General features: G+C 70.0%; 25 protein-coding genes. 9 read left to right on the top strand and 16 right to left on the bottom strand.

Going from position 1 to position 26183, the window contains the following annotated elements; genetic code table 11:
• Positions 1-10 precede the first annotated feature (10 nt).
• On the top strand, positions 11-952 hold the full coding sequence (locus JRI60_RS03195; RefSeq protein WP_204224398.1) for a DUF2381 family protein: 942 nt from the start codon (positions 11-13) through the stop codon (positions 950-952).
• 11 nt (positions 953-963) lie between these two features.
• Positions 964-1455: a serine/threonine protein kinase gene (locus tag JRI60_RS03190; RefSeq protein WP_204224397.1), complete on the top strand. Its 492-nt coding sequence runs from the start codon at positions 964-966 to the stop codon at positions 1453-1455.
• A 158-nt stretch (positions 1456-1613) separates the two neighbouring features.
• Here the strand turns inward: JRI60_RS03190 and JRI60_RS03185 are convergent, their stop codons facing one another.
• The gene (locus JRI60_RS03185) at positions 1614-2684 is read right to left on the bottom strand and encodes a chemotaxis protein CheB (RefSeq protein ID WP_204224396.1); all 1071 of its coding nucleotides are present in this window, start codon (positions 2682-2684) and stop codon (positions 1614-1616) included.
• Between the two features lie 248 nt (positions 2685-2932).
• On the opposite strand from JRI60_RS03185, the gene JRI60_RS03180 reads away from it, so the two are divergent.
• Both JRI60_RS03180 and JRI60_RS03175 read left to right on the top strand, forming a co-directional pair.
• Positions 2933-3838 carry a flagellar motor protein MotB gene (locus tag JRI60_RS03180; protein ID WP_204224395.1) on the top strand — a complete coding sequence of 302 codons (906 nt, stop codon included), beginning with the start codon at positions 2933-2935 and terminating at the stop codon, positions 3836-3838.
• Positions 3839-3925: 87 nt separating this feature from the next.
• Entirely contained in the window at positions 3926-5098 is a 1173-nt protein-coding gene (locus JRI60_RS03175; RefSeq protein WP_204224394.1) for a cytochrome-c peroxidase, read from the top strand.
• Here JRI60_RS03175 and JRI60_RS03170 read toward each other — a convergent pair.
• The 8 genes from JRI60_RS03170 to JRI60_RS03135 form a co-directional block, all read right to left on the bottom strand.
• The gene (locus tag JRI60_RS03170) at positions 5034-5654 is read right to left on the bottom strand and encodes a biotin transporter BioY (RefSeq protein ID WP_204224393.1); all 621 of its coding nucleotides are present in this window, start codon (positions 5652-5654) and stop codon (positions 5034-5036) included. The two genes, JRI60_RS03175 and JRI60_RS03170, sit on opposite strands and share 65 nt — an antisense overlap.
• Entirely contained in the window at positions 5651-6262 is a 612-nt protein-coding gene (locus JRI60_RS03165) for an energy-coupling factor transporter transmembrane component T family protein (RefSeq protein ID WP_204224392.1), read from the bottom strand. The genes JRI60_RS03170 and JRI60_RS03165 overlap by 4 nt, the downstream gene beginning before the upstream one ends.
• The gene (locus tag JRI60_RS03160) at positions 6259-6933 is read right to left on the bottom strand and encodes an energy-coupling factor ABC transporter ATP-binding protein (protein WP_204224391.1); all 675 of its coding nucleotides are present in this window, start codon (positions 6931-6933) and stop codon (positions 6259-6261) included. Before JRI60_RS03160 ends, JRI60_RS03165 begins: the two co-directional genes overlap by 4 nt.
• 182 nt (positions 6934-7115) lie before the next feature.
• Complete coding sequence (locus JRI60_RS03155) at positions 7116-8483, bottom strand: NAD(P)/FAD-dependent oxidoreductase (RefSeq protein ID WP_204224390.1); 1368 nt, start codon at positions 8481-8483, stop codon at positions 7116-7118.
• Positions 8484-8622: 139 nt separating this feature from the next.
• Positions 8623-9147: a hypothetical protein gene (locus JRI60_RS03150; protein WP_204224389.1), complete on the bottom strand. Its 525-nt coding sequence runs from the start codon at positions 9145-9147 to the stop codon at positions 8623-8625.
• 32 nt (positions 9148-9179) lie between these two features.
• Positions 9180-10571: a M24 family metallopeptidase gene (locus tag JRI60_RS54325; RefSeq protein ID WP_204224388.1), complete on the bottom strand. Its 1392-nt coding sequence runs from the start codon at positions 10569-10571 to the stop codon at positions 9180-9182.
• Positions 10572-10638: 67 nt separating this feature from the next.
• Complete coding sequence (locus JRI60_RS52945) at positions 10639-12387, bottom strand: Kelch repeat-containing protein (RefSeq protein ID WP_239470312.1); 1749 nt, start codon at positions 12385-12387, stop codon at positions 10639-10641.
• 155 nt (positions 12388-12542) lie between these two features.
• On the bottom strand, positions 12543-12881 hold the full coding sequence (locus JRI60_RS03135; RefSeq protein ID WP_204224387.1) for a DUF2171 domain-containing protein: 339 nt from the start codon (positions 12879-12881) through the stop codon (positions 12543-12545).
• A 207-nt stretch (positions 12882-13088) separates the two neighbouring features.
• Between JRI60_RS03135 and JRI60_RS03130 the strand changes: the two genes are divergently transcribed.
• Both JRI60_RS03130 and JRI60_RS03125 read left to right on the top strand, forming a co-directional pair.
• Complete coding sequence (locus JRI60_RS03130) at positions 13089-13286, top strand: hypothetical protein (protein ID WP_204224386.1); 198 nt, start codon at positions 13089-13091, stop codon at positions 13284-13286.
• Positions 13287-13416: 130 nt separating this feature from the next.
• Positions 13417-15651, top strand: a complete 2235-nt coding sequence (locus JRI60_RS03125; protein WP_204224385.1) for a sensor histidine kinase — start codon at positions 13417-13419, stop codon at positions 15649-15651.
• A 36-nt stretch (positions 15652-15687) separates the two neighbouring features.
• Here the strand turns inward: JRI60_RS03125 and JRI60_RS03120 are convergent, their stop codons facing one another.
• A complete protein-coding gene (locus JRI60_RS03120; protein ID WP_204224384.1) occupies positions 15688-17289 on the bottom strand; it encodes a GMC family oxidoreductase in 1602 nt (533 codons plus the stop codon).
• Positions 17290-17396: 107 nt separating this feature from the next.
• On the opposite strand from JRI60_RS03120, the gene JRI60_RS03115 reads away from it, so the two are divergent.
• Entirely contained in the window at positions 17397-18551 is a 1155-nt protein-coding gene (locus JRI60_RS03115) for an endonuclease/exonuclease/phosphatase family protein (protein WP_204224383.1), read from the top strand.
• Positions 18548-19393 carry a hypothetical protein gene (locus JRI60_RS03110; protein ID WP_204224382.1) on the top strand — a complete coding sequence of 282 codons (846 nt, stop codon included), beginning with the start codon at positions 18548-18550 and terminating at the stop codon, positions 19391-19393. Before JRI60_RS03115 ends, JRI60_RS03110 begins: the two co-directional genes overlap by 4 nt.
• A 252-nt stretch (positions 19394-19645) precedes the next feature.
• On the opposite strand, the gene JRI60_RS03105 is transcribed toward JRI60_RS03110, so the two are convergent.
• A complete protein-coding gene (locus tag JRI60_RS03105) occupies positions 19646-20071 on the bottom strand; it encodes a winged helix-turn-helix transcriptional regulator (protein WP_204224381.1) in 426 nt (141 codons plus the stop codon).
• Positions 20072-20173: 102 nt separating this feature from the next.
• On the opposite strand from JRI60_RS03105, the gene JRI60_RS03100 reads away from it, so the two are divergent.
• The gene (locus tag JRI60_RS03100) at positions 20174-21028 is read left to right on the top strand and encodes an SDR family oxidoreductase (protein ID WP_204224380.1); all 855 of its coding nucleotides are present in this window, start codon (positions 20174-20176) and stop codon (positions 21026-21028) included.
• A 3-nt stretch (positions 21029-21031) separates the two neighbouring features.
• Here JRI60_RS03100 and JRI60_RS03095 read toward each other — a convergent pair whose 3' ends face one another.
• From JRI60_RS03095 to JRI60_RS03075, 5 genes are all read right to left on the bottom strand, one after another.
• Positions 21032-21583, bottom strand: a complete 552-nt coding sequence (locus JRI60_RS03095) for a DUF2378 family protein (protein WP_204224379.1) — start codon at positions 21581-21583, stop codon at positions 21032-21034.
• A 14-nt stretch (positions 21584-21597) separates the two neighbouring features.
• Positions 21598-23037, bottom strand: a complete 1440-nt coding sequence (locus tag JRI60_RS03090; RefSeq protein ID WP_204224378.1) for a hypothetical protein — start codon at positions 23035-23037, stop codon at positions 21598-21600.
• 34 nt (positions 23038-23071) lie between these two features.
• Positions 23072-23491: a hypothetical protein gene (locus JRI60_RS03085; RefSeq protein WP_204224377.1), complete on the bottom strand. Its 420-nt coding sequence runs from the start codon at positions 23489-23491 to the stop codon at positions 23072-23074.
• A complete protein-coding gene (gene agmC / locus JRI60_RS54320) occupies positions 23488-25251 on the bottom strand; it encodes an adventurous gliding motility protein AgmC (RefSeq protein WP_204224376.1) in 1764 nt (587 codons plus the stop codon). The genes JRI60_RS03085 and agmC overlap by 4 nt, the downstream gene beginning before the upstream one ends.
• An 80-nt stretch (positions 25252-25331) precedes the next feature.
• Positions 25332-26102 (bottom strand): hypothetical protein, encoded by a 771-nt coding sequence (locus tag JRI60_RS03075; protein ID WP_204224375.1) that lies wholly within the window; start codon positions 26100-26102, stop codon positions 25332-25334.
• Positions 26103-26183: the final 81 nt, after the last annotated feature.

The raw sequence follows: 26183 nt of genomic DNA, 5'->3' as shown, positions 1-26183 counted from the left end.
GGTTGTGCCGATGTGGAAGTTCCTGCTTCGTCATCCTCCCCTGCTGCTTCTCCTCATGGCGTCAGCAGCCGTTGCCAGGGTGCGTGAACCCAACGTGCGAAACGTCTACGTTCGGGACGATCCGAAGGACGAAGCGAAGCGGGTGTACGTCACGGGGCAGGTGGTCACCGTGCTCCGGTTCCAGCAGCCCTGTGACCCGGAGCGGACGAAGATGCTGGGCTGGGAAGGTCGCTTCGAGCCCGTACATTGCGCCGGAAAGTCGGTGCTCGTCGTGCCGCTCCAGGACCTCGAGCCCGAGGATCGCTTCCTCCTCCTGGTGACGCTCGCGGACGGAAAGGAACTACCGTTCACCCTGACAGCAATCGGGAAGACGGAATGGGAGCAGCCCGACCAACAAGTGAATGTGTTCCTCGATCCAGAGACCCAGGAGGCCCTCCGAGCGCAGCTGAAGGACGCACGTACCCGGGCACAGCATCTCGAGGAAGCAAACAGACGTCATTGGAAGGAAGACACCGAAGACCATGCACTCGCCAGATTCCTGGCGAAAGGCTCATTGAAGTTCACGCCGCTTCGTGCCCGGAAGCGCTGGTACTTCAAGAACAAGGGGGCGACCATTGAAGCCACCGTACTCACCGGCAAGGCCAAGGCAGCGGTCTTGTTCCATGTGACGAACAGTGACCCGACCCGGCCCTGGAGCCTGTCAGAGGCGCGTCTACTGACCACTCGGCCAGGGGAGAAGGCGCCCGTATTGTTCGGAGAGGCGAAACCGTTCGCGCTACAGAAAGATTGGGACGAGCTTGGCCCGGGCGCATCCGGTTCCCTTGCTCTCGTCGTGGACAAGAGCGCATTCACTTCACGAGAGGGTCCTTGCGACCTGACCGTGGAGTTGTACCGCCATGATGGCCTGCTGGAGACCCATGTTCTTCTAGATCGTCGTCTTATCCGTGAGTAAGAGCGCCAGCCATGCCTTCGACCAGAGCACTGCTACCACTGGTGGTTGTAGCCCTGATTCTCTCGACCTCGGGCTGCCTTTCGGGGGGCGTGCTCCTGCGGCCAGACGGCAGCCCCGGACCGGAGAAGTGCCCGGAAGAAGCTCTCAAGACCATGCGGATTCTGCGTCTGCGAGTGGGGGACTCGACCTCCGTTGAGCTCGACGTGAACCAGACCGACACCAGCCCCATCACCCTGTACGAGGGACCTGTCGAGAGCATGTTGAACGATGACCTCGGACTCCTCGAATCACCCACCCGGCTCTACGGACGGGTCTGGACAGGTGGCCCGCAGGTCGTCGTCCGGTATTACGAAGCGAAGCCACCGGACGGGGACACCATCCCGATCTGCGCGGTGGCGAGGCTCGCGCACGGCCAACTCAAGAAATTGCCCGAATCGAAGCCTGGGATGGCCGTACTCGAATTTTCAGGGGCTGGAGTCTACATCGTGGACTCGTTCCGGTGAGATCCGACCTCCACCAGGCCAGGTGAGGTCAATCCTGTCAGAGGAGGTCCCGGGCGCGCTCGGGAGCAACTGGTCCGACAATCGGACCAGTTCGTCCGGCTCGCGACCGGGAGGTCCACATCCTGCCGAGGCAGGGGGCCTGCTCGGAGTTCAGACCCTCACCCCGACCCCCTCCCGGAGGGAGAGGGAGGGAAGGGCGCGGAGCTCCGGGCCAGGGAGATCAGCAGCGCCGTCATCTCCGAGGGGGTGAGGATCTGACTCGCCGCCCCCATCGCCCTCGCCGCTCCCGGCATCCCGTCCACCACGCAGCTCGCACCGTCCTGCGCCACCGTGAGCGCTCCGGCCCGGTGCATCGCCAGCAGCCCCTTCGCCCCGTCCTCGCCCATCCCCGTCAGCAACAGCCCCACCGCCCGCGAGCCGTGGAATCCCGCCACGCTCTCGAAGAGCGCATCCACCGAGGGCACCGCCACGCCCCTCGCCGGCTGCGTCTGCAATCGGCCCCCTCTCACCACCAGGTCCCGGTCCGCCGGCGACACGAACACCGACCCGGGCCCCAACCACTCCCCTCCCATCGCCACCACCGTCCGGTGTCCCGTCCCCCCCAGCCAGCGCGCGAAGCTCGGCTCGAAGCCGCGGATGATGTGCTGCGCCACCACCACCGGGAACGGCGCCGGCGATGGCAACGCGCGCAGCAACTCGTACACCAGCGGCGGCGCCCCCGTGGAGCCTCCTATCGCCAGCAGCGCGCACGACTTCCCCTCGGACAGCGAGGACACGGGCCGCGCCACCTGCGTCACCGGAATGCTCGGCGGCGTGCGCCTGCGCCCCACCACCCGCGCGTGCGCCATCACCCGCACCGTGCGCAACAGCCGCTCCCGGAATTCCTTCACCGCGTCCAGCCCCCCCGCCGTGGGCTTGGCCAGCACGTCCACCGCTCCCGCCCTCAGCGACTCGAACGTCCGGTCCCTCCCGGGCGTGTCCAGCTGCCCGCTGAGCACCACGATGGGACAGGGCGCCGTGGCCATGATCTCCGCGATGGCGTCCACCCCGTCCATCCCCGGCAGCACCAGGTCCATCAGCACCAGCTGCGGATTCCACCGCCGCACAGCGGCCACGGCGTCGCGGCCATCCGTCACCTGCGGCAACAGCTCGATGTCCGGCTCACGCCGGAGGATCTGCTCGAGAAAGGCGGCGACGGAGCGCGAGTCCTCAACCAGCAGCAGCTTCACCTGAGCGGCCTCCCCGGCCTGTCAGCTCTCGCATCAGACCCAGGAAGAAGGCCTGTTTCGACCCCACTCCTTATCACGTCCCCGGCCACGCCCGCCTCCCCTCACGCGAAGTGTGACAACCCCGCGCTTCCACCGGCCCTGATGGGAATGCCTCTTGCGAGCGGGAAGAACTGCCCCAGAATGTCGCGCCCATGACGGACACTCCCGCGGCCGGGCGGCGTCCGAACTCCATACGAACCGAGTAGCCCTTGGCCCGAAGACTCCTGCTCTGCCTCCTGCTCGTGCCCGGCCTCGCCGTGGCCCAGAACACCCAACCCCTGCCCACCTTCGAGCTGGAGCGGCTGCAACTCGAGCCGTCCGGACTGGGCTCGCTGGTGGTGGGCACTGGCCGCACGTTGGATCCAGGCGTCGTCCGGGTGTCGCTGCAGGCGCACTTCGAGCACCTGCCCCTCAACTTCGCCAGGACGTGGGACCCGGTGGTCCACTCCATGGGCCTGGTGCAGAACAGGCTCACCGGGCACGTCACCGCCGCCGTCGGCGTGCTGCCCTGGCTGCAGCTCGGAGCGCAGCTGCCCTATATCGTGGACCAGCAGGGAGACTCCTTCCGGGGCATCACCCCGCCCGAGGGCCGCGGAATGGGCACGCCCTGGGTGTCGGTGCGCGCGGCTCCGCTCCAGGTGAAGAACGGCGCGCCGCTGAACCTGGGCGTGGAGCTCGCGGCCGGACTTCCGATGGGCAGCGAGGCGCTGCTCGCGCGGGACTCGTTCGCGGTGAACCCCCGGGTGCAGGCGAGCCTCCAGGGCGAGGGCTACCAGGTGGGCGCCGAGGTGGGGGCCCTGCTGCGCCCCCGGTATGACCTGTCGCCGCTGTCGCAGCGCGCGCAGGACGTGGTGGGCAGCGAGCTGCGCGTGGGCGCCACCGTCACCTCGCGCGGGGAGAACGGCACCTCCACCCGGCCCGAGCTCAGCGTGCTGGTGAACCTGCCGCTCCAGGGAGGCAGGCCCAGCGGCGAGGTGCTGCTGGGGGTCCGCAAGCACGCCCTGAAGGGGTTGGATCTCTACTTCCTCGGAGGGCCCGGCATGGGCACCGCCGTGGACATCCCCGTCGTCCGGTTGCTCGTGGGCGCGTCCTTCGTCACCGGCGAGGCGGACTGAGCGCGCGGGGAAGCCTCACCCGGGGAGCGACCCACCCTCTCCGAGGGGCCATGGCCCCGCCCGGTATTCCGGGGTTACAGTGCTCGCATGAGTCGTCAACCCTTGCGTCGCTGGATGCTGGCGGGAGCCCTCGCGGGCGCCCTGGGCCTGTCGTGCACGGAGCCCGAGGAGCCGTTCCCCAACCTCGACGAGCTCGAGCTGCTCCAGAGCCTGCACAGCCCCACGCGCAACCCGCCGAAGGACGCGACGAACAAGTACGGGGACAGCGAGGTGGCGGCGGCGCTGGGCCACCGGCTCTTCGATGACCCGGGCCTGTCGCGCTGCGGCACCATCTCCTGCAAGAGCTGCCACGACGGCGAGGGCCGCACGGTGGACACGCCGGTGGCGGAGGGCTGCGACGGCAAGCGCACCGGGCGCAACCCGCCCTCCATCCTGAACGCGGGCTACAGCACCTGGTTCATGTGGGACGGACTCGCGGACCGGCTGTGGAACCAGGCGCTGCTGCCGCTGCTGAGCCCCATCGAGATGAACTCCAGCGCCGACATCCTGCGCGCCCGCCTGTCCGAGGCCTACGCGGAGGACTACCGCGGCCTCTTCGGCAAGCTGCCCTCGGAGGAGGAGAGCGACGAGCAGCTGCTGGCCAACTTCGGCAAGGTCATCGCCGCGTACGAGCGCACGGTGAACCGCACCGACGCGCCCTTCGATCAGGACGTCATCCGCTTCCTCTCCGCGGTGGAGGCGGGCACGGCCGAGAAGGACCCCGCGTACCTGGGGCTGAAGACCTTCGTGCGCAAGGGCCAGTGCGCCGCGTGCCACAAGGGCCCGATGCTGAGCGACGACCAGTTCCACAACATCGGGGTGAAGGACCAGAGCGACAGCCAGCGCGGCGTGATGGCGGCGGCCGACACGCTGCTCACGTGGACCTTCAACTCGGCGGGGCCCTACAGCGACGCGGCCGTCGGCAGCGTCGAGTCCGGACGGCTGCAGCGGTTGAGCAGCGACGTGAAGCAGAAGGGCGCGGAGCTGGAGGGCGCCTACAAGACGCCCACCCTGCGCAACGTGGCTCTGACGGCGCCGTACATGCACACCGGGGAGCTGCGGACGCTCGAGGACGTCATCGACCTGTACGACAAGGGCGGCGAGCCCGTGGGCAACTACGCGGGCATGGTGTCCATCACCATCAAGCCGCTGGAGCTCACCGACGAGGAGAAGAAGGCGCTGGTGAAGCTGCTGGAGTCGATGACGGGGGCGCCGAGGTAGCCCCGGCGGGCCGGGGCGGCTGGATGAGGGGCCAGGCGCGCTTGAGGGTGACGGCGACGGAGGCGGCCACGGCCGCCTTCACGCAGTCGCCGGGGACGAAGGCGAGCGAGCCCAGCGCGGCCTTCGCGAGCGGCAGGTGCGCGGCCACGGAGAGCCACGGAATGCCCACGGCGTAGAGGACGCCGATGCCACCGAGCACGTTGATGGCGAAGGCGAGCGGCACCGAGAGGCGCGACCAGGCGCGCTCGGTGAGCCAGCCGATGACGAAGGCCCCGGGCAAGAAGCCCACGAAGAAGCCACCGGTGGGCCCCACGTAGACGGCGAGCCCGCCATTGCCGCCAGCGAGCAGGGGCAGCCCCGCGGCCACGAGCAGGTGGAAGAGCAGCAGGGACAGGCCCGCCTTGCGCGCACCGAGCGTGGAGCCGGCGAGCATCACCCCGAGCGTCTGCGCGGTGATGGGGACGGGGACGAAGGGCAGCGCGAGGGGAGGCATGAGCCCGAGCGCGGCCATGATGGCGGCGAACAGGGCGACGTGGACGAGGTCGCGGGTCTTCACGAGGGTTCCTCGGGGTCGAAGCAGCGCGCGTCGATGGCGTCGGCGAGCGTGTCGGCGGTGCGGAGTGTCTTGACGAGCAGCGGGACGAGCACGGCCAGGGGATTGCGTTCCAGGCCGCGCACGCGCTGGGCCTCCTGGATTTCACGCAGCCAGGTGGCCAGCAGGGGGATGAAGCGCAGGGTGAGGGAGAGCAGCAGGCCCAGGCGCGCGGGACTCAGCCCGAAGCGGGCCAGGGGACGGAAGGCGCGCTGCAGGGACTCGAGCATATCCGAGGCGCGCGTCGTGAGGGAGACGAGCGTGGCGAGCAGCAACAGCACGGCGAGCCGCAGCACGGTCCCCAGCGCGAGCTCCCAGCCGGACAGCCACGCCTGCAGGAGGAAGAGCGGGCCGAGCACGAAGGCGGAGAGCCGGAGGACGGGAGCGACCTCGCGCGGGCGCAGGCGCGCGAGCCCGTAGAGGCCGAGCGTGACGACGAGCGCGGCGGAGACGACGGGCAGGGAGCGGAAGAGCAGCAGCCCGGTGCCGGCCGCGAGCAGCGCGAGCATCTTGGCGCCCGCGGGGAGGGCGTGGAGGGGCGAGTCCCGGTGGAGGTAGAGGCCGAGGCTCACGCCATCATCCGGACGTAGGCGTCGAGGGCGACGGAGGGAACGTCATCGAGGACGATGCGGCCCTGGTCGAAGACGAGCACGCGGTCGAAGTCGCGCAGCAGCTCCAGGTCGTGCGAGACGACGATGGCCGTCTGGGGCATGTCGTGGATGGCCTGGGCGAGACGGCGCTTGTTGCGCAGGTCGAGGAGCGTGGTGGGCTCGTCGAAGACGACGTAGCGGGGCTCCATGACGAGCACGGAAGAGAGCGCGAGGAGCTGCTTCTGGCCGCCGCTGAGGAGGTGGGCGGGGTGGTGGCGGAAGCCCTCCAGGCCGTAGCGGCGAAGGATGGAGGTGACGCGCTCGGAGATGTCGGCCGCGGGGAGACGGAGGTTCTTCAACCCGAAGGCGACGTCCTCCTCGACGGTGGGGAGGACGATCTGGTTGTCGGGGTTCTGGAAGACGAAGCCCACCTTGCGGCGGATGGCGCGAGCATCCTTGCGGGTATCGAGCCCCTCCACGAGCACCTGTCCCTGGTCGGGAACGAGGAGTCCGTTGAGGAGACGGGCGAAGGTGCTCTTGCCGGAACCATTGGAGCCCACCACGGCGACGCGGCGCTCGGAGAGGGAGAGGTCGAGCCCCTGGAGGACGTGGTGCTCACCGAAGTGGTGGTTGACGGCGCGGAGCTGGATCATCGCTGCGGAAACGAGCGAGTGACTGTAGCGCCTTTTTGGGCCCGTGCATGTCCCCTCTCCCTCCGGGAGAGGGCTAGGGTGAGGGTATTTCGTCCTCCCGGTGCACCTGCGTCACACGGGGAGCAACCCGGGACCCGTATACCCTCACCCCGTCCCTCTCCCAGGGGGAGAGGGTCTGACCCTCAGTGCACGTGCGTCGGCTCGGACTCGGACCGCGCCATCCCAACCCCGGGGTGCTCGTCGCCGTGGGCCTCGGAGACAGGAAGCGCCGGGCCAGGCTGGAGGGGCGGGAGCTTCCCCGCATGCAGACCCGTGATGAGCCGCACGTCACGCCGTTTGGTGAGGTACGTGTAGGCCCAGTCGAACATCACGGTCAGCTTGTTGCGGAAGCCGATGAGGAAGGTGATGTGGATGCCCAGCCACATCAACCAGGCGGGCTTCCCGCTCAGGCGGATCTTGTCGTAGAGCACGCCGATCGCGGAGCCGCGGCCGATGACGGCGAAGGAGCCCTTGTCATGGTAGCGGAACGGCTCCAGCGGCTGGCCCGCGATGCGGCGGCGGATGTTCTTCGCCACGTGCCGGCCCATCTGCATGGCCGCGGGAGCGATACCGGGCACCGGCTTGCCGTCCTGTATCAGCGAGGCGAGATCGCCAATCACGAAGACGTCCTCGTGGCCGGGAACGGTGAGCGTGGGCTCCACCTTCACCCGGCCAGCCTTGTCGAGCGGCACGCCGAGCGTGCGGGCCAGGGGTGAAGCGGCCACGCCCGCGCCCCAGAGCACCGTGCGCGCGGGGATGCGGGTGTCGCCGACGGAGACGCCCAGCTCGTCCACGCCGGTGACCATGGCTCCGGTGCGCACATCCACGCCGAGCTTCTCGAGGTCCACACGCGCCCTCTTCGATAGCACCTCGGGATAGGCGTTGAGGACGCGGGGGAGTCCCTCCAGGAGGATGACGCGAGCCTGGGAGATGTCGACGCGGCGGAAGTCCCGCGGCAGGGAGTGCCGGGTCATGTACGCCAGAGCACCGGCCAGCTCCACGCCGGTGGGGCCGGCGCCGATGATGACGAAGGTGAGCCACTCGCGCCGGCGCTCGGGGTCGGGATCCCTCTCGGCGGCCTCGAGGGCCAGCAGCACGCGCTCGCGGATGGCCCTCGCGTCGTCGATGGTCTTGAGGCCGGGGGCGAACCGGGCCCACTCCGGATGACCGAAGTACGAGTGCGTGGCGCCGGTGGCGAGCACCAGGGAGTCGTAGGGAATGTCGCCGCCGTCACAGACGACCACCTTGCGCTGCAGGTCGATGGAGCTGGCCTCGGCGAGCAGCACGGTGGTGTTACGGCCGCGCAGCACCTGGCGGATGGGGGCGGAGATGTCACCCGGGCTGAGGACGGCGGTGGCCACCTGGTAGAGCAGCGGCTGGAACAGGTGGTGGTTGTACCGGTCGAGCACCGTCACCTCGACGGGAGACTTCCGCAGCTTGCTGGCGGCCTGAAGTCCACCGAAGCCCGCGCCCACGATGACCACACGATGCCTCTGCGGGTTGTTTTCCATGCGCACAAAGGTGGTCCGTGGTGGGCGCATCGACCAGCGCCCCCGAGGACACATGACGCGGCGAGTGGAAGACGCATGCCCGCTCGCCCTGGGGGCGGGAGCCCGGGTGCTCGCCTGGTGTCCGGGAGCCTCGGAGGCCCTACTCCAGCACGCGGAAGAACCAGACGGCCAGCGCGTAGAGCCCCGAGAGGCCGAGCAACAGGAACTTCACTCCGGCCGCGATGGCCGCGAACTGGAGCAGGTGCTCGGGCGGCTGCTGGAAGGCATCCAGCGCGCGCCAGAGCGCCGCGTTCTCGAGTGCATCGAGGATCGCCGCGACGAACGGAGCCACGCCGAGCCAGGCGCCCAGCCGCGCGTACTTCCCGGGCGCGGCCCTCGCGGCTAGCAGCGTCAGGGCGGAGAAGACGAAGGGGTAGGCCAGCAGGAAGGGAAGGTCGTAGCGCAACGAGCTCCGGGCCGCGTTCCTCCCCGTCTCCCCCCAGGCCGAGTACATCTGGCTGGCGCGCTCGGCCGACCAGGCGAACTCATAGCCGATGATGGTGTACGGCTTCAGCTCCCGGTCGATGGCGGCCAGCTGGAGGAAGAGCGCGACGGACAGGGCGCCGGAGACGGCGGCGATGAGCAGGAGGGTCTTCTTGCTCGGGCGGGTCAGCAACAGCCTCATGAGAACAGCCTCTCCTGCTCACGTGGGACGACCTAGCGCACCAGGTGGAACGCCGTCTGCCGCTGGAGGGCCCAGCGCACCTTCCCGCTCGCGTCGATGATGACGTCCTCCTCCTGCGCCGAGCGCACCTTCTGCCCGCCCCACTCGGCCACCGGGCTCGTCGCCTGCAGCTCGATGGAGAACCACTGGTTCGGGATGACCGCGTGGTCTCCATTCCCGGGCACACCCTCCTGACGGTCCCACAGGCCGATGAACGGCCCCGCCCCGTGCCCGTTCAGCCCGATGGGGTGCGAATACACCGTCCCGTCGATGCCCTCGGCCACCATCCGCTCGCGCGACGCCTTGAGAATCTCGTTGCCCGTGCGCCCCGGACGCAGCTCCTCGAACACGATGTCCTGCAGCCGGTTCGAGCGCGCCAGGGCCGCCTTCAGCCCCGCCGGCACGTCCGTCTCGCCCTCGCGCAGCACGTAGCCCATGTGCTGCGTGTCCGTGTTCAGCCGCAGCGCCGTCACACCGAAGTCGCAGTGCAGCACGTCACCCCGCTCGATGACCGGATCCTCGCCCACCTCCGCCTCCGTCTTCCCCTGCCGCTGCACGCTCACCGACGGCTGGAACCACGTGCCCAGCCCCAGGTCGTTCACCCGCTGGCGCATCCACCACACCACGTCGCTCGTGCGCGTCTTGCCGGGAGTAATCACCTGGTTCGAGAACCCCGTCTCGATGATGTTCCACGCGACCTTCGTCAGGTCCGTGTAGAAGCGCTCCTCGTCCGCGCTCCGCCACGCGATGAGGTCCACCGGCAGGCCCCCGGCCGGCTTCATCCTCGCGGTCCACTCGGGCCCGAGCGCCTCGCTCATCCCCTCGTACTCGCCATGCGTCAGCCCGTCCGCGAAGGCGAACGTGCGCGACACGTTGATGCCGATGACCCGCGGCTTGCGCTCCTCCAGCACCGCCTTCAGCACCTTCCACTGGTCCGGGCCCCACAGCTCGGCCTGCCGGGTCACCCCGCCTCCGTCCACCTGCACCTGCGCGCGCCGCGTCTCGTACACCCCGCCCTGGGACCCGCCGCCCAGCGCGAGCCGCTCCACGCCCAGCTGCGGACCCCGGTCATGGAAGACGTAGATGGTCCGCCGCCGCGCCGCGAACGTCGTGGGCGACACCAGCGCCGGGAAGACCGGATCCTCGTTGTACTCGCGCATCGGCACCACCCACATGTCGACGCCGTACTTGCGCATCAGCAGGGGGAGCGCCGTGTCCATGCGCTCGCGCAGCCAGGCCTGCTGCCGGGTGGCCTGGTCACGCAGCGGGCCGAAGGGACGCTCGGGCGCGGCCGCCTCCGGTGCTTGGGAAGCGGGGGCGGTGGTGGCACAGGCGGAGGTGAAGAGGAACAGAGGGACGAGGAGACGAATCCAGGTGTTCTTCATGGCGGCACAGCTTCGCACGTTGCGCCGCCACGTCTACCCTCCGTGGAAGACCGTCTCGATTGTCACCTCACCGCGTGGCGAACACGAGGTCATCCACGTCGTCAAAGACGCCACCGGGACACGGCTCGGCGCTGCCCGCGTAGCGGAACACGCCCCGCACCGCCTGCAGCGCCCCCGCCGGCAGCACCAACGTCGCCGACAGCACCTGCGCCCCCGGACGGCTCGGCGTGAGCGTCGCCAGGTACGTCCACGCCGGGTTGCGCGCATCCGCCGCGAAGTACAGGTCCAACCGGTTCTCCCCCGGATCCGTGTACGCCCACACCGTGGCCTCCACCCGCACCGTCCTCCCCGGCGCCAGCGTCCCTCCCTCCACCGTCACCACCCGCAGCCCGTCGAGCGCCTCGTCCCGCTCGTGCTTGCCCCCCTCGCCGTCCTCGCACGAGCCCCACAGCGCGTTGGGCGCGTTCGACTCCGGGCCCAGCCGCCCCCGCCCCGTCAGCAGCACGCCCGAGGTGCACCCCTGCTCCACCCCGTCACACCGGGGTGCCCTCAGCTCCGGGTCGAACATCGCGCGCTCCACCCCGCAGCCCTCCGGGCCACACCGAGGCTCCACCGCGCAGGGGCCGCACTCCAGCGTCCCGCCGCAACCGTCCGGCACCGCGCCACACACCCGGCCCGCCGCCTCGCACGTCAGAGGCATGCACACCTCCGGCGCGTACCGCTCGCTCGTGGCCAGTGTCCCCTCGAGGTCGTTGGAGCCGCCCACCACCAGCACCGCGCCGTCCGGCAGCCGCACCAGCCCCGCCCCCCGCCGCGCCGTCCGCAGGGCCGGCTCCGCGCTCCACGTGTTCGACGCCACGTCGTAGCTCTCCACCGACGCGAGTGCCCCCGACATCACGTGGAAGCCTCCCACCACCCGCACCCGCACCCGCCCATCCTCGCCCTCCTCCACCCACGCCCCATGCGCCTCGCGCGGCGTGCCCGGCTCCTTCACCTGCAGCCACTCGTCCTTCGCCGGGTCGTACAGCTCCGCCGTGGCCGCCGCGCGCGACGTGGTGCCGCCCACCACCAGCACCCGCCCATCCGGCAGCCGCGTCACCGTGTGCCCCGAGCGGTGCGTCCCCGCCACGCCCCCCACCGGGCCCGTCTTCGTCCACTGGCCGCTCGCCGGGTCGTACAGCTCCGCCTGCAGCCCGCTCACGAAGAGCACCTTGCCGCTCGCCAGCACCACGCCCGTCTGCGCCCCACCACGCGCGGACGTCGGCGCCCCCGTGCGCGTCCACCGCCCCGTCGCCGGCTCGAACAGCTCCGCCGAGCGCACCGGGCGCCGGTCCACGTCGAGGCCGCCCGCCACCAGCACCCGCCCGTCCGCCAGCAGCACCGCCGCCGGGTCGTTGCGCGCCTCGGCCATGTCCGCCACCGCCGTCCACCGGCCCGTCGCCGGGTCGTACATCTCCGCGCTCGCCAGCGCGCCGAAGGAGGCCGAGTACGTGCCCCCCATCACCAGCACCCGCCCGTCCGCCAGCGTCACCGCCGCGTGGTTGCGCCGCGCCGCGCGCAGGGCCCCCGTGGCACGCCACTCCCCCGTCTCCGGGTCGTACACCTCGCAGCTCATCAGCGTGCGGTTGCCGTCATGCCCTCCCGCGGCCAGCACCCGCCCGTCCGCCAGCGCGACGAAGGGCAGCAGCTTGCGCGGCGTGGACAGCCCTCGCGACACCGTCCTCTCCGACGGCTCGTCCGGCGCCGGCGCCGAGCTGCACGAGAACACCAATGTGAAGAGCGCCACCATGGCGCAGGACGTCGAAACCCTTTTCATGACCCTCCCCACTCCGTTCCGAGAGGGACGGGTCTACACTCCGGGTCTGACATCCCCGGGCCACACTTCTCCTGTGATTCCCGGGAGTTATCGTCCTCTTCACGACAGGCCTGACGGGTTGTGCGGGATTCGTGCCGCGGCCCGTCATGGGCCCGTCACAGGTGTGTCAGGGAGCCGTCCAGCCCATGGCCCATGGGGTGCTCCTCCTCCTCGTTCACGTTCACCGGCTCCGCCTCCAGGCCCTCGCTGTGCCGCGGGGGCAGGGCGCCACCATCGTCGTCCTCCAGCTTGAGCAGGTGCGGGGTGCGGTCGAGGTACAGCTCGCCGTCGCGCACGTGGCGCACGTCCGAGTACTCCACCAGGAACTCGTCGCGCGACAGCAGGTGAGGCTCCAGCTCGAAGTGGCTCTCGCCCACCGCGCCCACGCGCCCCACCCTCCGGCCCTCCGCGTCCCGTACCACCATGCCCTCACGCACCTCGTCCAGCCGCACCATGACGTCCTCCTCACGAGCCCCCGCGCCCTCCCGCACCGGGCCCCTCTCCTTCTGAGTGGGGAACACCCGGCGCCACGGCAAGGGCAGGCAGGAGGGGCAGCCCTGGGGGCAGGGGGCGGCTCCTCGCCCCGGCGCGCATGCGGCGTGCGGAGGCATGGGGCCACCGGGGTGCGCGGTGCCTAACGTGTCCGTGAGGAGGAAGCCGTCATGCTCCTGGAATTGACCGCCGTGGAGGCCCGCGAGCTCAAGGAGGTCCTCGACTCGTCCCTGCGCGAGCTGCTCGACGAGATCGCCCACTCGGACCACCGCGCCTACCGAGAGATGCTGCAGGCCCGCTACAGCCGGCTCGAGCAGCTCAACCACCGCCTGGAAGCGTCCGTCGAGAGCGACCAGGTCTACGCCTGAGCCCTCCCGGCGTGCGTGAGAGGGTCGCGTGCATGAGACCTCTCCGGGCGCGAAAGATGCGCGCGCCCGGGACGTCCGGCATGCTTCGGGAACGGAGGAGCTCCGGAGAGCTCCGGACGCCCGCGAAGACATGCACGTGATGATACCGGCCGCGCCCCTCCGTTTCCTCCTCTCCCCGTCGCTCGGAGAGGTGAAGGAGCACGTGCGGGCGGAGCTCTTCAGCCGAGCACTCACCCAGCGGCTGGGCCGCCCGGTGGTGGTGGAGCTGGCGCCCTCGTACGAGGCGCTGGAGAGGGAGCTGGTGGAGGGCCGGGTGGACCTCGCCTGGGGCACGGCCGAGCAGTGCACCGCTTTCGAGCCGCAAGCGCGCGCGGTGCTCAGGGCCGTGCGGGCCGGTCTCTGGTACTACCACGCGGCACTGGTGTGCCGGGCCGAGCGGCCGCTCACCGTGGAGACATTGAAGGGCAGACGTGCCGCCTGGGTGGCCCCGCGCTCCACCGGCGGCTATCTGCTGCCCATGCGCCACCTGCGGGCCCAGGGGCTCAACCCCTCGGACACCTTCGCCGAGGAGCGCTTCCACGGCACCTACCGCAAGGCGCTGCTGGCGCTGCTGGCCGGCGAGGCGGACGTGGCCGCCATCTACTCCAGCCATCCGGAGGAGAACACCGTCCGGGCCTATCTCGCCGAGCACGTGGGGACGGACGAGCGCCTGCTCATCCCCTTCGAGTTCACCGAGCCCACGCTGGCCGACGGGCTCATCCTCACCTCGCGGTTGCAGGAGGCGGACGCGGCCGCGCTGGTATCCATCCTCACCACGCTGGCCGTGAGGGGCGCGGGGCTGGAGCCGCTGCTGGGCCTCTTCGACAGCGAGGGCTTCGTCCTCTCCAGCATGCCGGTGCCCCGGCCGCCCCCGCCCCGCGCGGTGCGGCACACGGAGTACCTGGCGGCGGAGCTGGACGCGCAGGAGCGGTGCATGCGGCTGTGGACGCCCGCGGGCTCGGCGTTCGGGCGGGACACGCGCCATGCCGAGGGACGGCGGCTGGAGGCGGTGCTGGGGCCGGAGGCGGGGGATGCGCTGGTGGCGCTCGCGCGGGCGGCGCGGCACAGCGGCGTGGGAGGGCGGGTGGAGTACCGTCTGGAGGTGGAGGGCGAGACGCGGTGGTACGCGGCCGAGGCCACGGTGCGAGCACCGGCCCCGGGCAGCGGGGCGAGCACCACCACGGCGCTGCTGGTGCGAGACGTCACCGAGCTGCGCGCGCTGGAGGAGGAGCTGTACCGGCTGGCCTCCTTCCCGCTGCTGCACCCGGAGCCGATGCTGGAGGTGGGGATGGACGGGGCGCTGCGCTACGCCAACCCGGCGGCGCACACGGCCTTTCCGGACCTGCTGGTGCGCGGGGCGGGGCACCCGCTGGTGGAGGCGACGCTGACGTGGGCGAAGCGAGGGGCGGAGGTAGGCGAGTCCCCGCCCACGGTGCAGCTGGGGGGACGGCACTGGGAGCTGACGGTGGCGCTGCTGTTGGACCCCGAGGGGCTGCGGGTGTTCGCGAAGAACGTGACGGCGCGCAAGCAGATGGAGGCGCAGCTCTTCAAGGCGGACCGGATGGCGGCGCTGGGCTCGCTGGCGGCGGCGGTGGGGCACGAGATGAACAACCCACTGGCCTACATGCTGGCCAACCTGGCCTTCGCGAACGAGGAGCTGGAGCGCATCCGGAAGACGCTGCGCGAGCAGGGAAACGAGCTGGAGGAGGAGCTGGACGACGTGGAGGAGGCGCTGGGGGAGGCGAGGGATGGGGCGGACCGGCTGAAGACGATCGTTCAGGACCTGAGGATGCTGTCGAGGGCACCGCCCGAGCAACGAGAGCGGGTGGAGGTGGTGCCGGTGCTGGAGCACGCGCTGAGCCTGGTGAAGGGCGAGCTGCGGCACCGGGCGCGGCTGGAGAAGGACTTCCGGCCGGTGCCCCAGGTGGAGGGAGACGAAGGGCGACTGGGGCAGGTGTTCATCAACCTGCTGCTGAACGCGGTGCAGGCGATGAGCGAGCTGGACGCGGCGCGCAACGTGCTGCGGGTGGCGACGTACACGGGGCCGGCGGGAGAGGTGGTGGTGGAGGTGCAGGACACGGGAGTGGGGATGGCGCCGGAGGTGCTGGCGAGGCTCTTCGAGCCCTTCTTCACGACGAGACCAGCGAGCACGGGACTGGGGCTGTCGGTGAGCTACGCCATCGTGTCGAGCCTGGGAGGCACGTTGAGGGCGGAGAGTCGCGAGGGGGTGGGCACGACGCTGACGGTCATCCTGCCGGCCGCGCCCCCCAATCCCAACAACAACAACAACAACAACCCCTCTCCCTCTGGGAGAGGGACGGGGTGAGGGTATCGAGTCCCCCGGGTTGCCCCCTTGGAAGGCTCAGGCCTTCTCGAGGATGAGCCGTCCGCAGCGATCTCCGACCATCATCGCGGGCGCGTTGGTATTGCCCGAAGTAACGACGGGAATGATCGCGGCGCTCGCCAGCCGCAGGCCCTGAACCCCGCGCACGCGCAGTTGCGGATCCACCACCGCCAGCTCATCCGTGCCCATCTTGCACGTGCCCACCGAGTGGAAGTCGGACTCCGAATACTGACGGACGGCCTCCACGGTCTGCTCATCGGTGACGGTGTCGGGGCCGGGGGTGTGCTCCACGTCCTCCACCAGGTCGCGCAGACCCGGCGAACCCAGGAGCTGGCGGATGAGCTTGTAGCCCTCGAGCTGGTTGGCGAGGTCCTCGTTCGTGCCCAGGAAGTTCGGGTCGATGATGGGGGCATCCCGGAAGTTGGCCGAGCGCAGCTTCACGCTGCCGCGACTCGTGGGGTGCAGGTTGATGAGGCCGAAGGCGAGCGCCTCGGAGGGATAGGAGCCCCAGCCGTAGCGCATGTAATACGACTGCACCTGGAACTTGGGAGACCCCGGGCGGGGCCCGTTGCCGACGAAGAGGTTCACGTCCATGGTGGTGGTGTGGGAGGCGGGCTCGGGCTGCCGCAGCTTGCGCACCGCCACCGAGACGAGGTGGTCGTGCAGGTTCTTGCCCACGCCGGGCACGTTGGCCACCACGGGGATGCCGTGGGCCTCGAGCTCCGCCGAGGCGCCGATGCCCGAGAGCATCAGCAGCTGGGGCGTCTGGATGGTGCCGGTGCAGACGATGACCTCGCGCCTGGCCCGCACGGACAGCTCTCCGCCCTGCTGGTCGATGATGACGCTGTCGAGCTTCTTCGCCCCATCGAAGGACAGGCGCTTCACCCAGGCATTCATCATGAGCGTGAGCCGGGGGTTGGCCAGGTGCTGCGAGACGAAGGCGGAGAAGGCGTCCTGGCGGATGCCATCCACCACGTTGAGCTGGCTGTACGTGGTGCCCAGCTGGTTGTCGCCGTTGTAGTCCTCGTTGAAGGGGTGGCCGAGCCCGATGGCGGCCTGGACGATGGCCTGGGACAGCGTGTGACGGGCGGTCAGTGCGTTCGAGGGGCGGATCGGCCCGCTCAGGGCCTGGAAGGAGGGCAGGACGCTGGCGAAGTCCCAGCCGGAGCACCCGGCCGCGGCCCAGCCATCGTAGTCGGCCCGGTTGCCAAGGACCCAGACCATGCCGTTGACGGAGCTGCTGCCGCCGAGCACCCGGCCACAGGAATAGGACTGGGCCTTGCCCTTCAACGCCGCTTGCGGCTCGGACTTGAAGGCCCAGTCGGTCTCGGCGCCCGGCTGTGTCAGCCGGTAGGATTGGGTGAAGTCGCGGATCTCCTCGCGGTCGTTCGTGCCTCCCGCCTCGATGAGCAGCACGCGCGCGTCCGAGTCCGTGAGGAGCCGGGAGGCCAACGTACAGCCCGAGGAGCCCGCACCGATGATGATGTAGTCGTACTCGGTGGAGTCCGAGCACCCGATGAGCGTGGGCATCGCGAGCGCCGCGCCCGAGAGACCCAGCAGCTTCAGCAGGTCGCGGCGGGAGTAGCGGCCGGCCGCCGCCGTCTGGAGAAGCCCTTTCATGTCGGGGGACTTCATGTTCCTACCCATGGGAGTTCTACCTTTCCGAGAGACGTGTTCTCTGAGGGCCAGCGAAATGCCCCGGCCACTGAAGTACCATCGCACACCGAATGAGACGATTACTCCCACTGCTCGTACTCCTGGCCGGCTGCGAATGGGTGGCCAACCCCATGAACTTCACCCGGGAGGAGGTCCCGCGATTCAAGGCACAAGCGGACCACCCCGCGCCCGTGGTGAACCCCACGTCCCTCAAGGTGATGGCGTGGAACGTGAAGTACGGTGCCTGCCGCATCGACTTCTGGTTCGACTTCTGGGGAGACCGCGTCCAGATGTCCTCCACCGAGGTGACGGACTGCCTCACCAAGGTGGCGGCGCTCATCCGCGAGTATGACCCGGACATCCTCATGACGGAGGAGATCGAGGTCGACTCCAAGCGCAGCGCCTACATCGACATGGTGAGCTTCCTGCTGGAGAACACGAACCTCCGTTACGCGGCGTACATGTCCACCTGGGACTCGCGCTACGTACCGTCCGAGGGCGTGGGCCGCATGAACCTGGGCAACGCCATCTTCTCGCGCTACCCCATCACCAAGGCCGAGAGCATCCGCCAGGTCGACCGCACGGACCAGGACGTGGTGACGGGGACCTTCTACATCAAGCGCGTCATCGGCCGGGCCGAGGTGGACGTGGGCAACGGACGCACCATCGCCGCGTACGTGGTGCACACCGAGGCGTACGACCAGGACGGCACCAAGCAGAAGCACATCCAGCAGATCCACGACGTGCTGCGCGCGGAGACGCTCCCATGGGTCATCGGAGGCGACTTCAACGAGCTGCCGCCGGTGTGCGACGAGCGCGCGGCCGCGGGAGCGCCGGAGGCCTGTGACGGCAAGCTGCGTCTGTCCAGCTTCCTGGACGAGCGCGAGAGCAGCAAGGGCACCGAGTTCGAGCAGCCGCCCTACACGCCCAGCGTCATGAAGCCGTTCTACGAGGACTTCGAGCCGTTCATCCCGCTGGCCCGCTACGGCGTGGGCGAGGCGAATCAACGGCCCTACTTCACGCACTCGATGCTCGGTCCGGACGCGGTGAACGACCAGGGCGTGCCCGGCTTCTGGAACCGCACGCTGGACTACCTCTTCATCCGCAAGGGCGAGACGTGGACGGACACGGATGTCATCCAGGAACCCGGCCGGCTCGGAGTCCAGAGCAACGCCCTCCGGCTGTCCGACCACGCCCCCGTGGCCGGCACGTGGAGGCTGCCATGAGAGCCCTGCTGCTCCTCGTCCTGCTCGGCGGCACCCTCGCCCTCGCGGAGCCACTGCCCGCTCGGGACACCGCCGACGTGGGCCCGCGTGGCTCCTGGAGCGTGGGCGTCTTCAACCCGCTGCGCCTCGCGGTGCATGACCGGGTCGAGCTCCAGACGCATCCGCTCCTCTTCTTCGTGGCCCCCCACGTGGATGCCCGCTTCGCCCTGGTGCGATCGCCCCTCCGCCTGACGGGCGAGGCCGGACTCTCGGTGCCGACGTTCGCCATGCGGTTGGCCAAGGGGTTCTTCTTCCCCTCGTGGGACACCAGCCAGAACGACATCGGCTGGATGCTGATTCCACGGGCCGGCCTGATGCTGTCCGGCGACGCGCTCGCGCACGACGTGTGGACACTCCGGGCGGAGGCGTCCTTCCGCGTTGCGCTGGGCCCCAACAGCGCCGAGCCGCTCAACTCCTTCCTCACCCCGGTGGATCTCCTGCTCGCGGCGCCACTGACCGGCTTCCGCTCGCGCGTGGGCGGCGCGTACGACCACGCCTTCACCGAGCGCCTGCGCCTGCGCGGCGAGCTCGACCTCTACGTCACCGGCCCGCAGGGCGACCTCGAGGTGTCGGGCACGAACGTGGGGCCACTCGCTCCACTGTCTCCGCTCGTCGTCACCGCCCATGTCGGCCTGGACATCGCCCTCTTCCAGCACAGCCGCCTCACCCTGGGCGTCTTGTGGGCCAACGCGGACCAGGGGGCGACGAAGGTGGTGACGGGTAGCGACGGCTTCAGTGAGCGCGTCCGCGTTCGGGGCAACAACTTCGTCCCGACGCTGGACTTCATCTGGGCCGGCTTCTGAGCGGCCCACACAGGCCTGGACGACAGGTGTTCTAGTGGAGTGGTCCACGAAGTCCTTGGACAGAGTCCGAGGGCCCGTGGATGTACCCTCTCCCTCTGGGAGAGGGCTAGGGTGAGGGTCTTTCCCCTGGAGCGCATGACCGGGCGGCGAGGGGGGCGGTTGCGTGCCGCGATGCAAGCCGGGGCGAGGAACACGCGGGTGACGACCCTCACCCCCCGCCCTCTCCCAGAGGGAGAGGGAGCATGCGCAACACTAGTCCTTCTCGCGCCGGGCCTGCCGCTCGGCGCGTGCGGCCAGGACGCGGCCCAGGTTCTCTTCGATCCAGTCGGCGAGCCCCTCCACACGCTCGGCCACCTCCTGTCCCAGCGGCGTGAGGCTGTACTCGACGTGTGGGGGGATGACCGGGAACACCTCGCGCCGCACGAAGCCGTCCGCCTCGAGCGCCTGCAGCGTCTGGGCGAGCATCTTCTCGCTCACCCCGCCGACCTTCCGCCGCAGCTCGCTGAAGCGGTGCGTGCCCTCGAGCAGCGCCACCAGCACCAGCACGCCCCAGCGGCTCGTCACGTGCTCCAGCACCCCGCGCGACGGGCATGCCGGCGCGAACAGCTCCCCGCGTTGCTCCCTCGCCCGCTTGCTGAGCTCCTGCGCCAGCCGCCCTGTCCGTCTCGTGATCGCCATGCCAGTAACTTACCTGAAAGTGGGTACTTACGAAACGTAAGTGACGGGGTTAAGTGTTCCGCGTCGCCTCCACACACCGCAGAGGAAAGAGAGAACACCGCCATGATCGTCGTCACCGCAGCCACCGGACACCTGGGCCGGCTCGTCATCGACCAGCTGCTCCAGAAGGTCCCCGCCAGTCAGGTCATCGCCGCCGTGAGGAGCCCCGAGAAGGCCAGGGACCTCGCCGCCCGCGGCGTCCAGGTCCGCAAGGCCGACTACAACCAGCCCGCGACGCTCGAGGCCGCCTTCCAGGGCGCCGAGAAGCTGCTCCTCATCTCCTCGAGCGAGGTGGGCCAGCGCGTTCGCCAGCACCAGGCCGCGGTCGACGCGGCGAAGAAGGCGGGTGTGCGGCTCATTGCCTACACCAGCATCCTCCACGCGGACACCTCCGGCATCTCGCTGGCGCCCGAGCACCTCCAGACCGAGGCGGCCATCCGCGCCTCGGGCCTGCCGTTCGTCCTGCTGCGCAACGGCTGGTACATCGAGAACTACACCGGGAACCTGGCTCCCGCGCTCCAGCACGGAGCGCTGATGGGCGCCGCCAGGAACGGGCGCATCGCGGCGGCCACCCGCGCCGACTTCGCCGCCGCCGCCGTGGCGGTCCTCACCACCCCGGGTCACGAGGGCAAGGTGTACGAGCTCGCGGGCGACCAGCCCTTCACCATGGCGGAGCTCGCCGCCGAGGTCTCCCGCCAGGCCGGCAAGCCCGTGACCTACAAGGACCTGCCCGCCGACCAGTACATCGGCGCGCTCGAGGGGGTGGGGCTGCCCGCCCCCGTCGCCAGGATGCTCGCGAGCGCTGACCAGGGTATCGCCCGCGGTGAGCTCGACGATCAGAGCGGAGATCTGCGCCGCCTCATCGGACGCCCCACCACGCCGCTCGCGCAGGCGGTCGCGGCCAGCCTGAAGCGCTGAGCACTACCCCGTCCAGGACACGCGCAGGGTGATGCCCTTGTCCGTGAAACCGAGCACGTCCACGCGCACGCCCTCGTCCCCGGGCAGCAGGGCACGCAGCGCCGCGAGGATGGCGCCCTGGACGATGTACCGGGCCGGCCCCACCTCGTTCACCCAGAGGTCCACCACGTTGGGCGCCACATCCGTGACGCGGACCTCGGTGTAGTTGTTGCCGGAGCGGAAGCTCTGCTGGGTGCGCTCCACCAACCGGCGTGGGCCCAGCAGCCGGAGCACCTGGAACGCCGCCCGGCCCGTGAAGGTCTCCTGGTACCCGGCCAGCATCCGCTCGCCCAGCAGCCGGTAGGCCACCGCCTCCGGCTCGCCGGGGTACAGCGCCTCGATGGCGATGGCCACGCTTCGGGTCCAGGTCTCGACGGAGTAGGCCGGCAGCAGCTTGCGGTCCAGGTCCAGCCCGATCTCCCGCAGGCGCTCCTTCACATTCGGCGAGAGGCGCCCCGCGAGCCCCCGCACGAAGAGTCCCTCGAAGGTATGTTCGTAGACGAACCGCTCCGGCATGCCGAGGAGTCTACCTAGAAGCCCAGGTAGATGAACCTTCCCGAGGACGTCTTGTCCCCGAAGCCCACCGTGTTGAGGTTCAACGAGCCGCGGCCATTGAGCTCCTTGTAGCTCCCCCCGAAGTTGCCGTGCTCGTAGAGGCGGAACCTCCAGCCAGGGGGCAGGCAGTAGCGCACGGCCGAGGTCTTGTCGTTGAAGCCCTCGATGGAGGTGAAGTTGGCGTAGTTCTCCCTCCCGTAATCCGGGTAGTCGATCATCAACCCGCGGTCGCTGAAGTCGGAGTCGTCGTACAGCTCGACGAAGGCGCGGTGGATGTCGCTGTCACAGCCGGGGTTCGGGAAGGTGGAGCGGAACTCCATCATCTTCACCGAACCGCCCGGGCCATCGTTGTCGTGCTCGGTGCCGTAGACGAGGAGCTGGCCCCACGGGTCCACGTAGAGGCCGCCCGCCGCGTCGAGGTTGCACTGCCGGTTGGTGCCGCTGTCGTAGCCCGGCGAGGGATAGCCGCAGTACAGGTGCTTGCGCGCCACCTTGGTGATGACCGCCTGGCCGTTCTGCTCCGTCACCCGGTACAGGTCGATCCAATCCTCGCCGCCGAGCGTGTTCTGGTGCGTCCCCGCCAGGAAGAGCGACCCATCACACTGGGTCACCAGGTTGAGGTTCTGGTAGTTGCCGAACTCCCAGTCACCGATGGCCGAGAGCAGCTCGTTCTCGTTCCACTCGTCCAGAGGCTCGAAGCCCACCGCCGGGGAGCGCAGGTCCGCGCCCGTCGAGCGGTAGAACTCGAGGTTGTTCGCGTCCGCCCGTCCGAGGATGAGCAGGAAGCGCCCGTCCGCGAGCTTCGCCAGCGACGCCGTGCCCGCCTGCTCCGACGTGCCCACCCGGCTCACCGGCAGACGCAGGGGGCTCGAGGGGGAGCGCAGGTCGTAGAAGACGACGCGGCTCCTGGCTCCCGAGGAGCTCGACTCCAGCGACACCGCGAGGAGGTTCCCCGAGGCCTGCATGCCGCCCGAGTGGGTGTAGTCCAGGTCCGAGAACCACGCGTCGGTGATGGCGCGGTCCGAGCCGGACGGGAGGGTGGCGGGATAGGAGAGACCCGCCTCGAGGCGGTTGGAGCGGAAGCGGGCGCCGCCCGTGTCCCGGGAGCCCATCTCCACCACGGTGAAGGCCTTGGTCGCTCCCGAGTGCGAGACGGCGAGGTGACGGCCTCCGGCGGCGGGCAGGCGCTGGATGCCCTGCCAGTGATGGGACTGCGTCACCGGATCGCCGATGGGGAAGAAGCCGAGCACGTCTCCGTGGTCTCGCAGCCCGTTCACGGCGCCCACCGCGTCGGGCACGCACTGATTACAGTCGTCCGAGCCCCATCCGCACACGGCCCCCGTCCACTGCGCCAGGGCACTCCCACCCACCAGGCTGGTGGTCAGCAGGCCCAGGCAGCCGAGGGTTCGCATCATCTTCATTCTCATGGTCACTCCGCCTTCCCTCCGTTCAGCGGCTCCGCTTCACGCCCTGGAGGTCGTGGACATAGTGGTACGCCACCCCGTGGCCCGGCACTTCTCGCACCACGAAGCCGAATCCATCGAGGACCCGTCGGAGCTTCAGGTTCGGCTGGGCACAGTGGACCGCGTGGACGATCCACTCGACCGAGTCCAGCCCACGGTCGCGAGCATGACGCTCGGCCAGACGCCAGAGGGTCCGGAGGATGCCTTCACCGCCGCCGTCGATTTGCGCCAGTTCCACGACGAGCCGAGCCTCCTTCACCTGGAACCGGCCCAGGATGTTCGCTGACCCGGCCTGGAAGACGAGGGGCTCGTCCGTGAAGACGAAGGCCCGAAGCTCTTCATCGGAGAGCCGGAGGATGTCCTCGGGCGTATAGCCTTCGAGCAGGATGCGCCGCTGGGTCGTCATGCTCGGGAGTGTCGCGCACGTCCCAACAGCCATGCCAGCACGGCGAGCCCGAGTCCCCACGCGCCGCCGCCCGAGGCCACGCCACACCCGAAGCCCACCCGCAGGTTGAGCAGGCCTCCCACGGAGAAGCCAAGCGGAGCCGAGAGGGCGCTCCTCATGCCGAACTGCTCGGCCCGGGCCTGGGCCTCGTGGGCGCCCTCCGCGAGCGCCTCGGGAGGAACGAAGACGAACCCTCCGGAAGCATCCGCCACCACGGGAGCACCGACGGGGGAGCCATCGAGGAACACCTGCACGGTGGCGCCGGGCGCCGTCCTGCCCTCGAGCTGGGGCAACGAAGAGACGCCGGCCTCTCCGTTGCCGGGAGAGACCCAGGTGGGCACGGCAGGCGCGGCGAAGGCCTGGGCGATGACCTCCACGCGTCCCTCGAAGTCGGGCGCGCCCGCGACGGTGGGCTCGGCGCCCCGGGGGCCCTCGGGCGTGTCACCCGAGAGCCCCGCGCTCGCGGAGGCGGTGCATTCCGAGGGCACACCGCCCGCGGCCTGGACGAGCACGAGCCCCCCTCCCCCACCTCCACCCGGAGAGGCAGTGCCGTCCGCGCCCGCGCCGCCCTTCGCCGAGAGCACCGTGCAACCGAGCCCCTCCGCGACACGCACGTGCACCGTGCCACCCGCGCCGCCGCCACCTCCGCCCCCCTGCGATGCCGTGGCCGCGAGCGCGGCCAGGCCATTGGCGGTGATGATGCCGCGAGGGCGAGGGCCCTGGATTTCACGGGCACGCACGAAGACGATGCCGCCCCCCGCGCCTCCCGCCGAGCCCTCGATTCCCGCGCCACCACCGCCGCCGAACAGCAGGCGCTCCACGGAGCGCGAGTAGCGCAGCGCCATGCCACCGCGGCCCCCTACGTCGCGCTCCGGTGACTCCTGCGAGGAACGGCCGCCCTGCCCTCCCCTCCCGACGTGACCTCCCCCGCCTCCGCCCGCGTCGTGGCAATTGCCGCCGCCTCCTCCGTTGGCGAACCGGGCGTACCCGTGCGAGAGCGCATCATAGAGCCTGCTGGCGAAGCCCTCGCCCTTGCGCGCACCGCCGCCCCTCGTCGCCGGCCCGTCCTGCTCCGTGCAGTCGTAGAGGGACTCGGCCACGCCCGCCTCGGCCGCACCCCCGCGGAAGCCCAGGCCCTCGACGTCCAGCGAGCCCTGGTTGAAGACGGTACCGGTGGCGAGGAAGGCCAGGACTCCGCCGCTGCGCCCATTCCACGGCGGAGCCCGCAGCGAGCCACTGCTCGAGATGCGCACGTCCGTGTACTCGGGCACGAGCACCACCTGGGACGGAAGGGTGAAGTCATTCACGAGCGGCGCGGAGAGGCGCAGCACTCCGGTCGAGACGTCCTCCAGGCGCGCCAGCTCCCAGCGGCCCACGCGCGAGCCCTCCAGGTCGAACGCGTCCACGCGCGCCTGCTCGAGCGACACCGTCTCCCCCACCTGCAGCACGAGCACCAGCTCGCCCTCGTCGAAGGGCGTTGCGTTCTCCACGCGCAGCCTGGTGGTGCCCGCCGGCGCGTCGGCGGTGAGCGCCGTGGAGGCATTGATGACGTCCCCCGAGTCCCTCACCTGCAGCGAGCCCTGCTGGCCATTGCCCAGGCCGAAGACATCCTTCTCGGCGAGGGCCCCTCCCGGCAGCAGCGCGAGTCCCACGGACAGGAGCCCGAGCAGGACTCCCCGTGGATTCACCGGGACGAAGCGACGCGAGGTGGCAGGCGACACGGGACCCCCTTCAGTCTCCACCACTCGTCATAGGAGGGAACGAGGCAGGACGGCAACTCACGCGCTCCGTCCGTCCCGCCTCAGAACCGGCCCTGCGCGAGCGAGAACACGGGCATCATTCGACCCGGGCGAGAGACGTCCGAGGTGATCACGGGAAGCGGAGCCCCCAGGGAGACGCGCTTTCCGTCGACGTTGAGGAGCGCGGGTGAGGGAGCCCTGGACGCGAAGGCGCGATCCGGCTCCTTGGTGAGGTTGATGAAGAGGGTCTGCACCAGGGCGACGAGCAGCCAGCTGCCGACATGGGCGGGCCAGAGGACGAGGTCGAGGCCTCCGTTGCGCTGGGGCCGGCTGTACTGAACGGCCCAGAAGACGCCGTAGGTGGCGACACCCGAGAGCCACGTCCAGATGAAGCTGTGGGAGTAGTCGAGCTCCGTGGCGGCGATGAGCCAGATGGGGATGGTGCTCAGGAGCGGGAGGACGGCACCGTTGAGGAGGATCATGGCGTGCGTGCCCGCGCCCAGGACGAAGTCCACGCCCTCCCTGCCGGTGAAGGCGGAGGTGAGGACGGTGGCGCCGAAGAGGGTGACGACCTCCACCGCCCACATGCCGGTGCCCACGAGGAGCTGCGTGCCGAAGCCGGTGAAGAACTCCCCCAGCGGCCGCAGGAGCGAGAAGGACGAGTGTCGGGCGGGGACTCCGGGCTGGTGCTCATGCGAGAGCAGCCCGTAACCCGAGGGCGCGGCGAGCGTCGGCGCGAGCAGGCTGAGCGCACGAGGCTCCCGGGTCTCGAGCCGGGGAGCATCCGCCGGGGAGAACTGGAGGACGGAGAGGACGAGCAGGGTGGTGAGCATGGTGGCTCCGGAATGAGGTCACACCGGTACGCGTGAACGGCCCGAGTATGCCTCGCCTGAAGCCACAAATCCGACACCGGC

Source organism: Archangium violaceum, assembly GCF_016887565.1.
GTDB lineage: Bacteria > Myxococcota > Myxococcia > Myxococcales > Myxococcaceae > Archangium > Archangium violaceum_B.
Note: the sequence above shows the minus strand (reverse complement) of the source record. Positions and strands in the feature narration are given on the sequence as shown.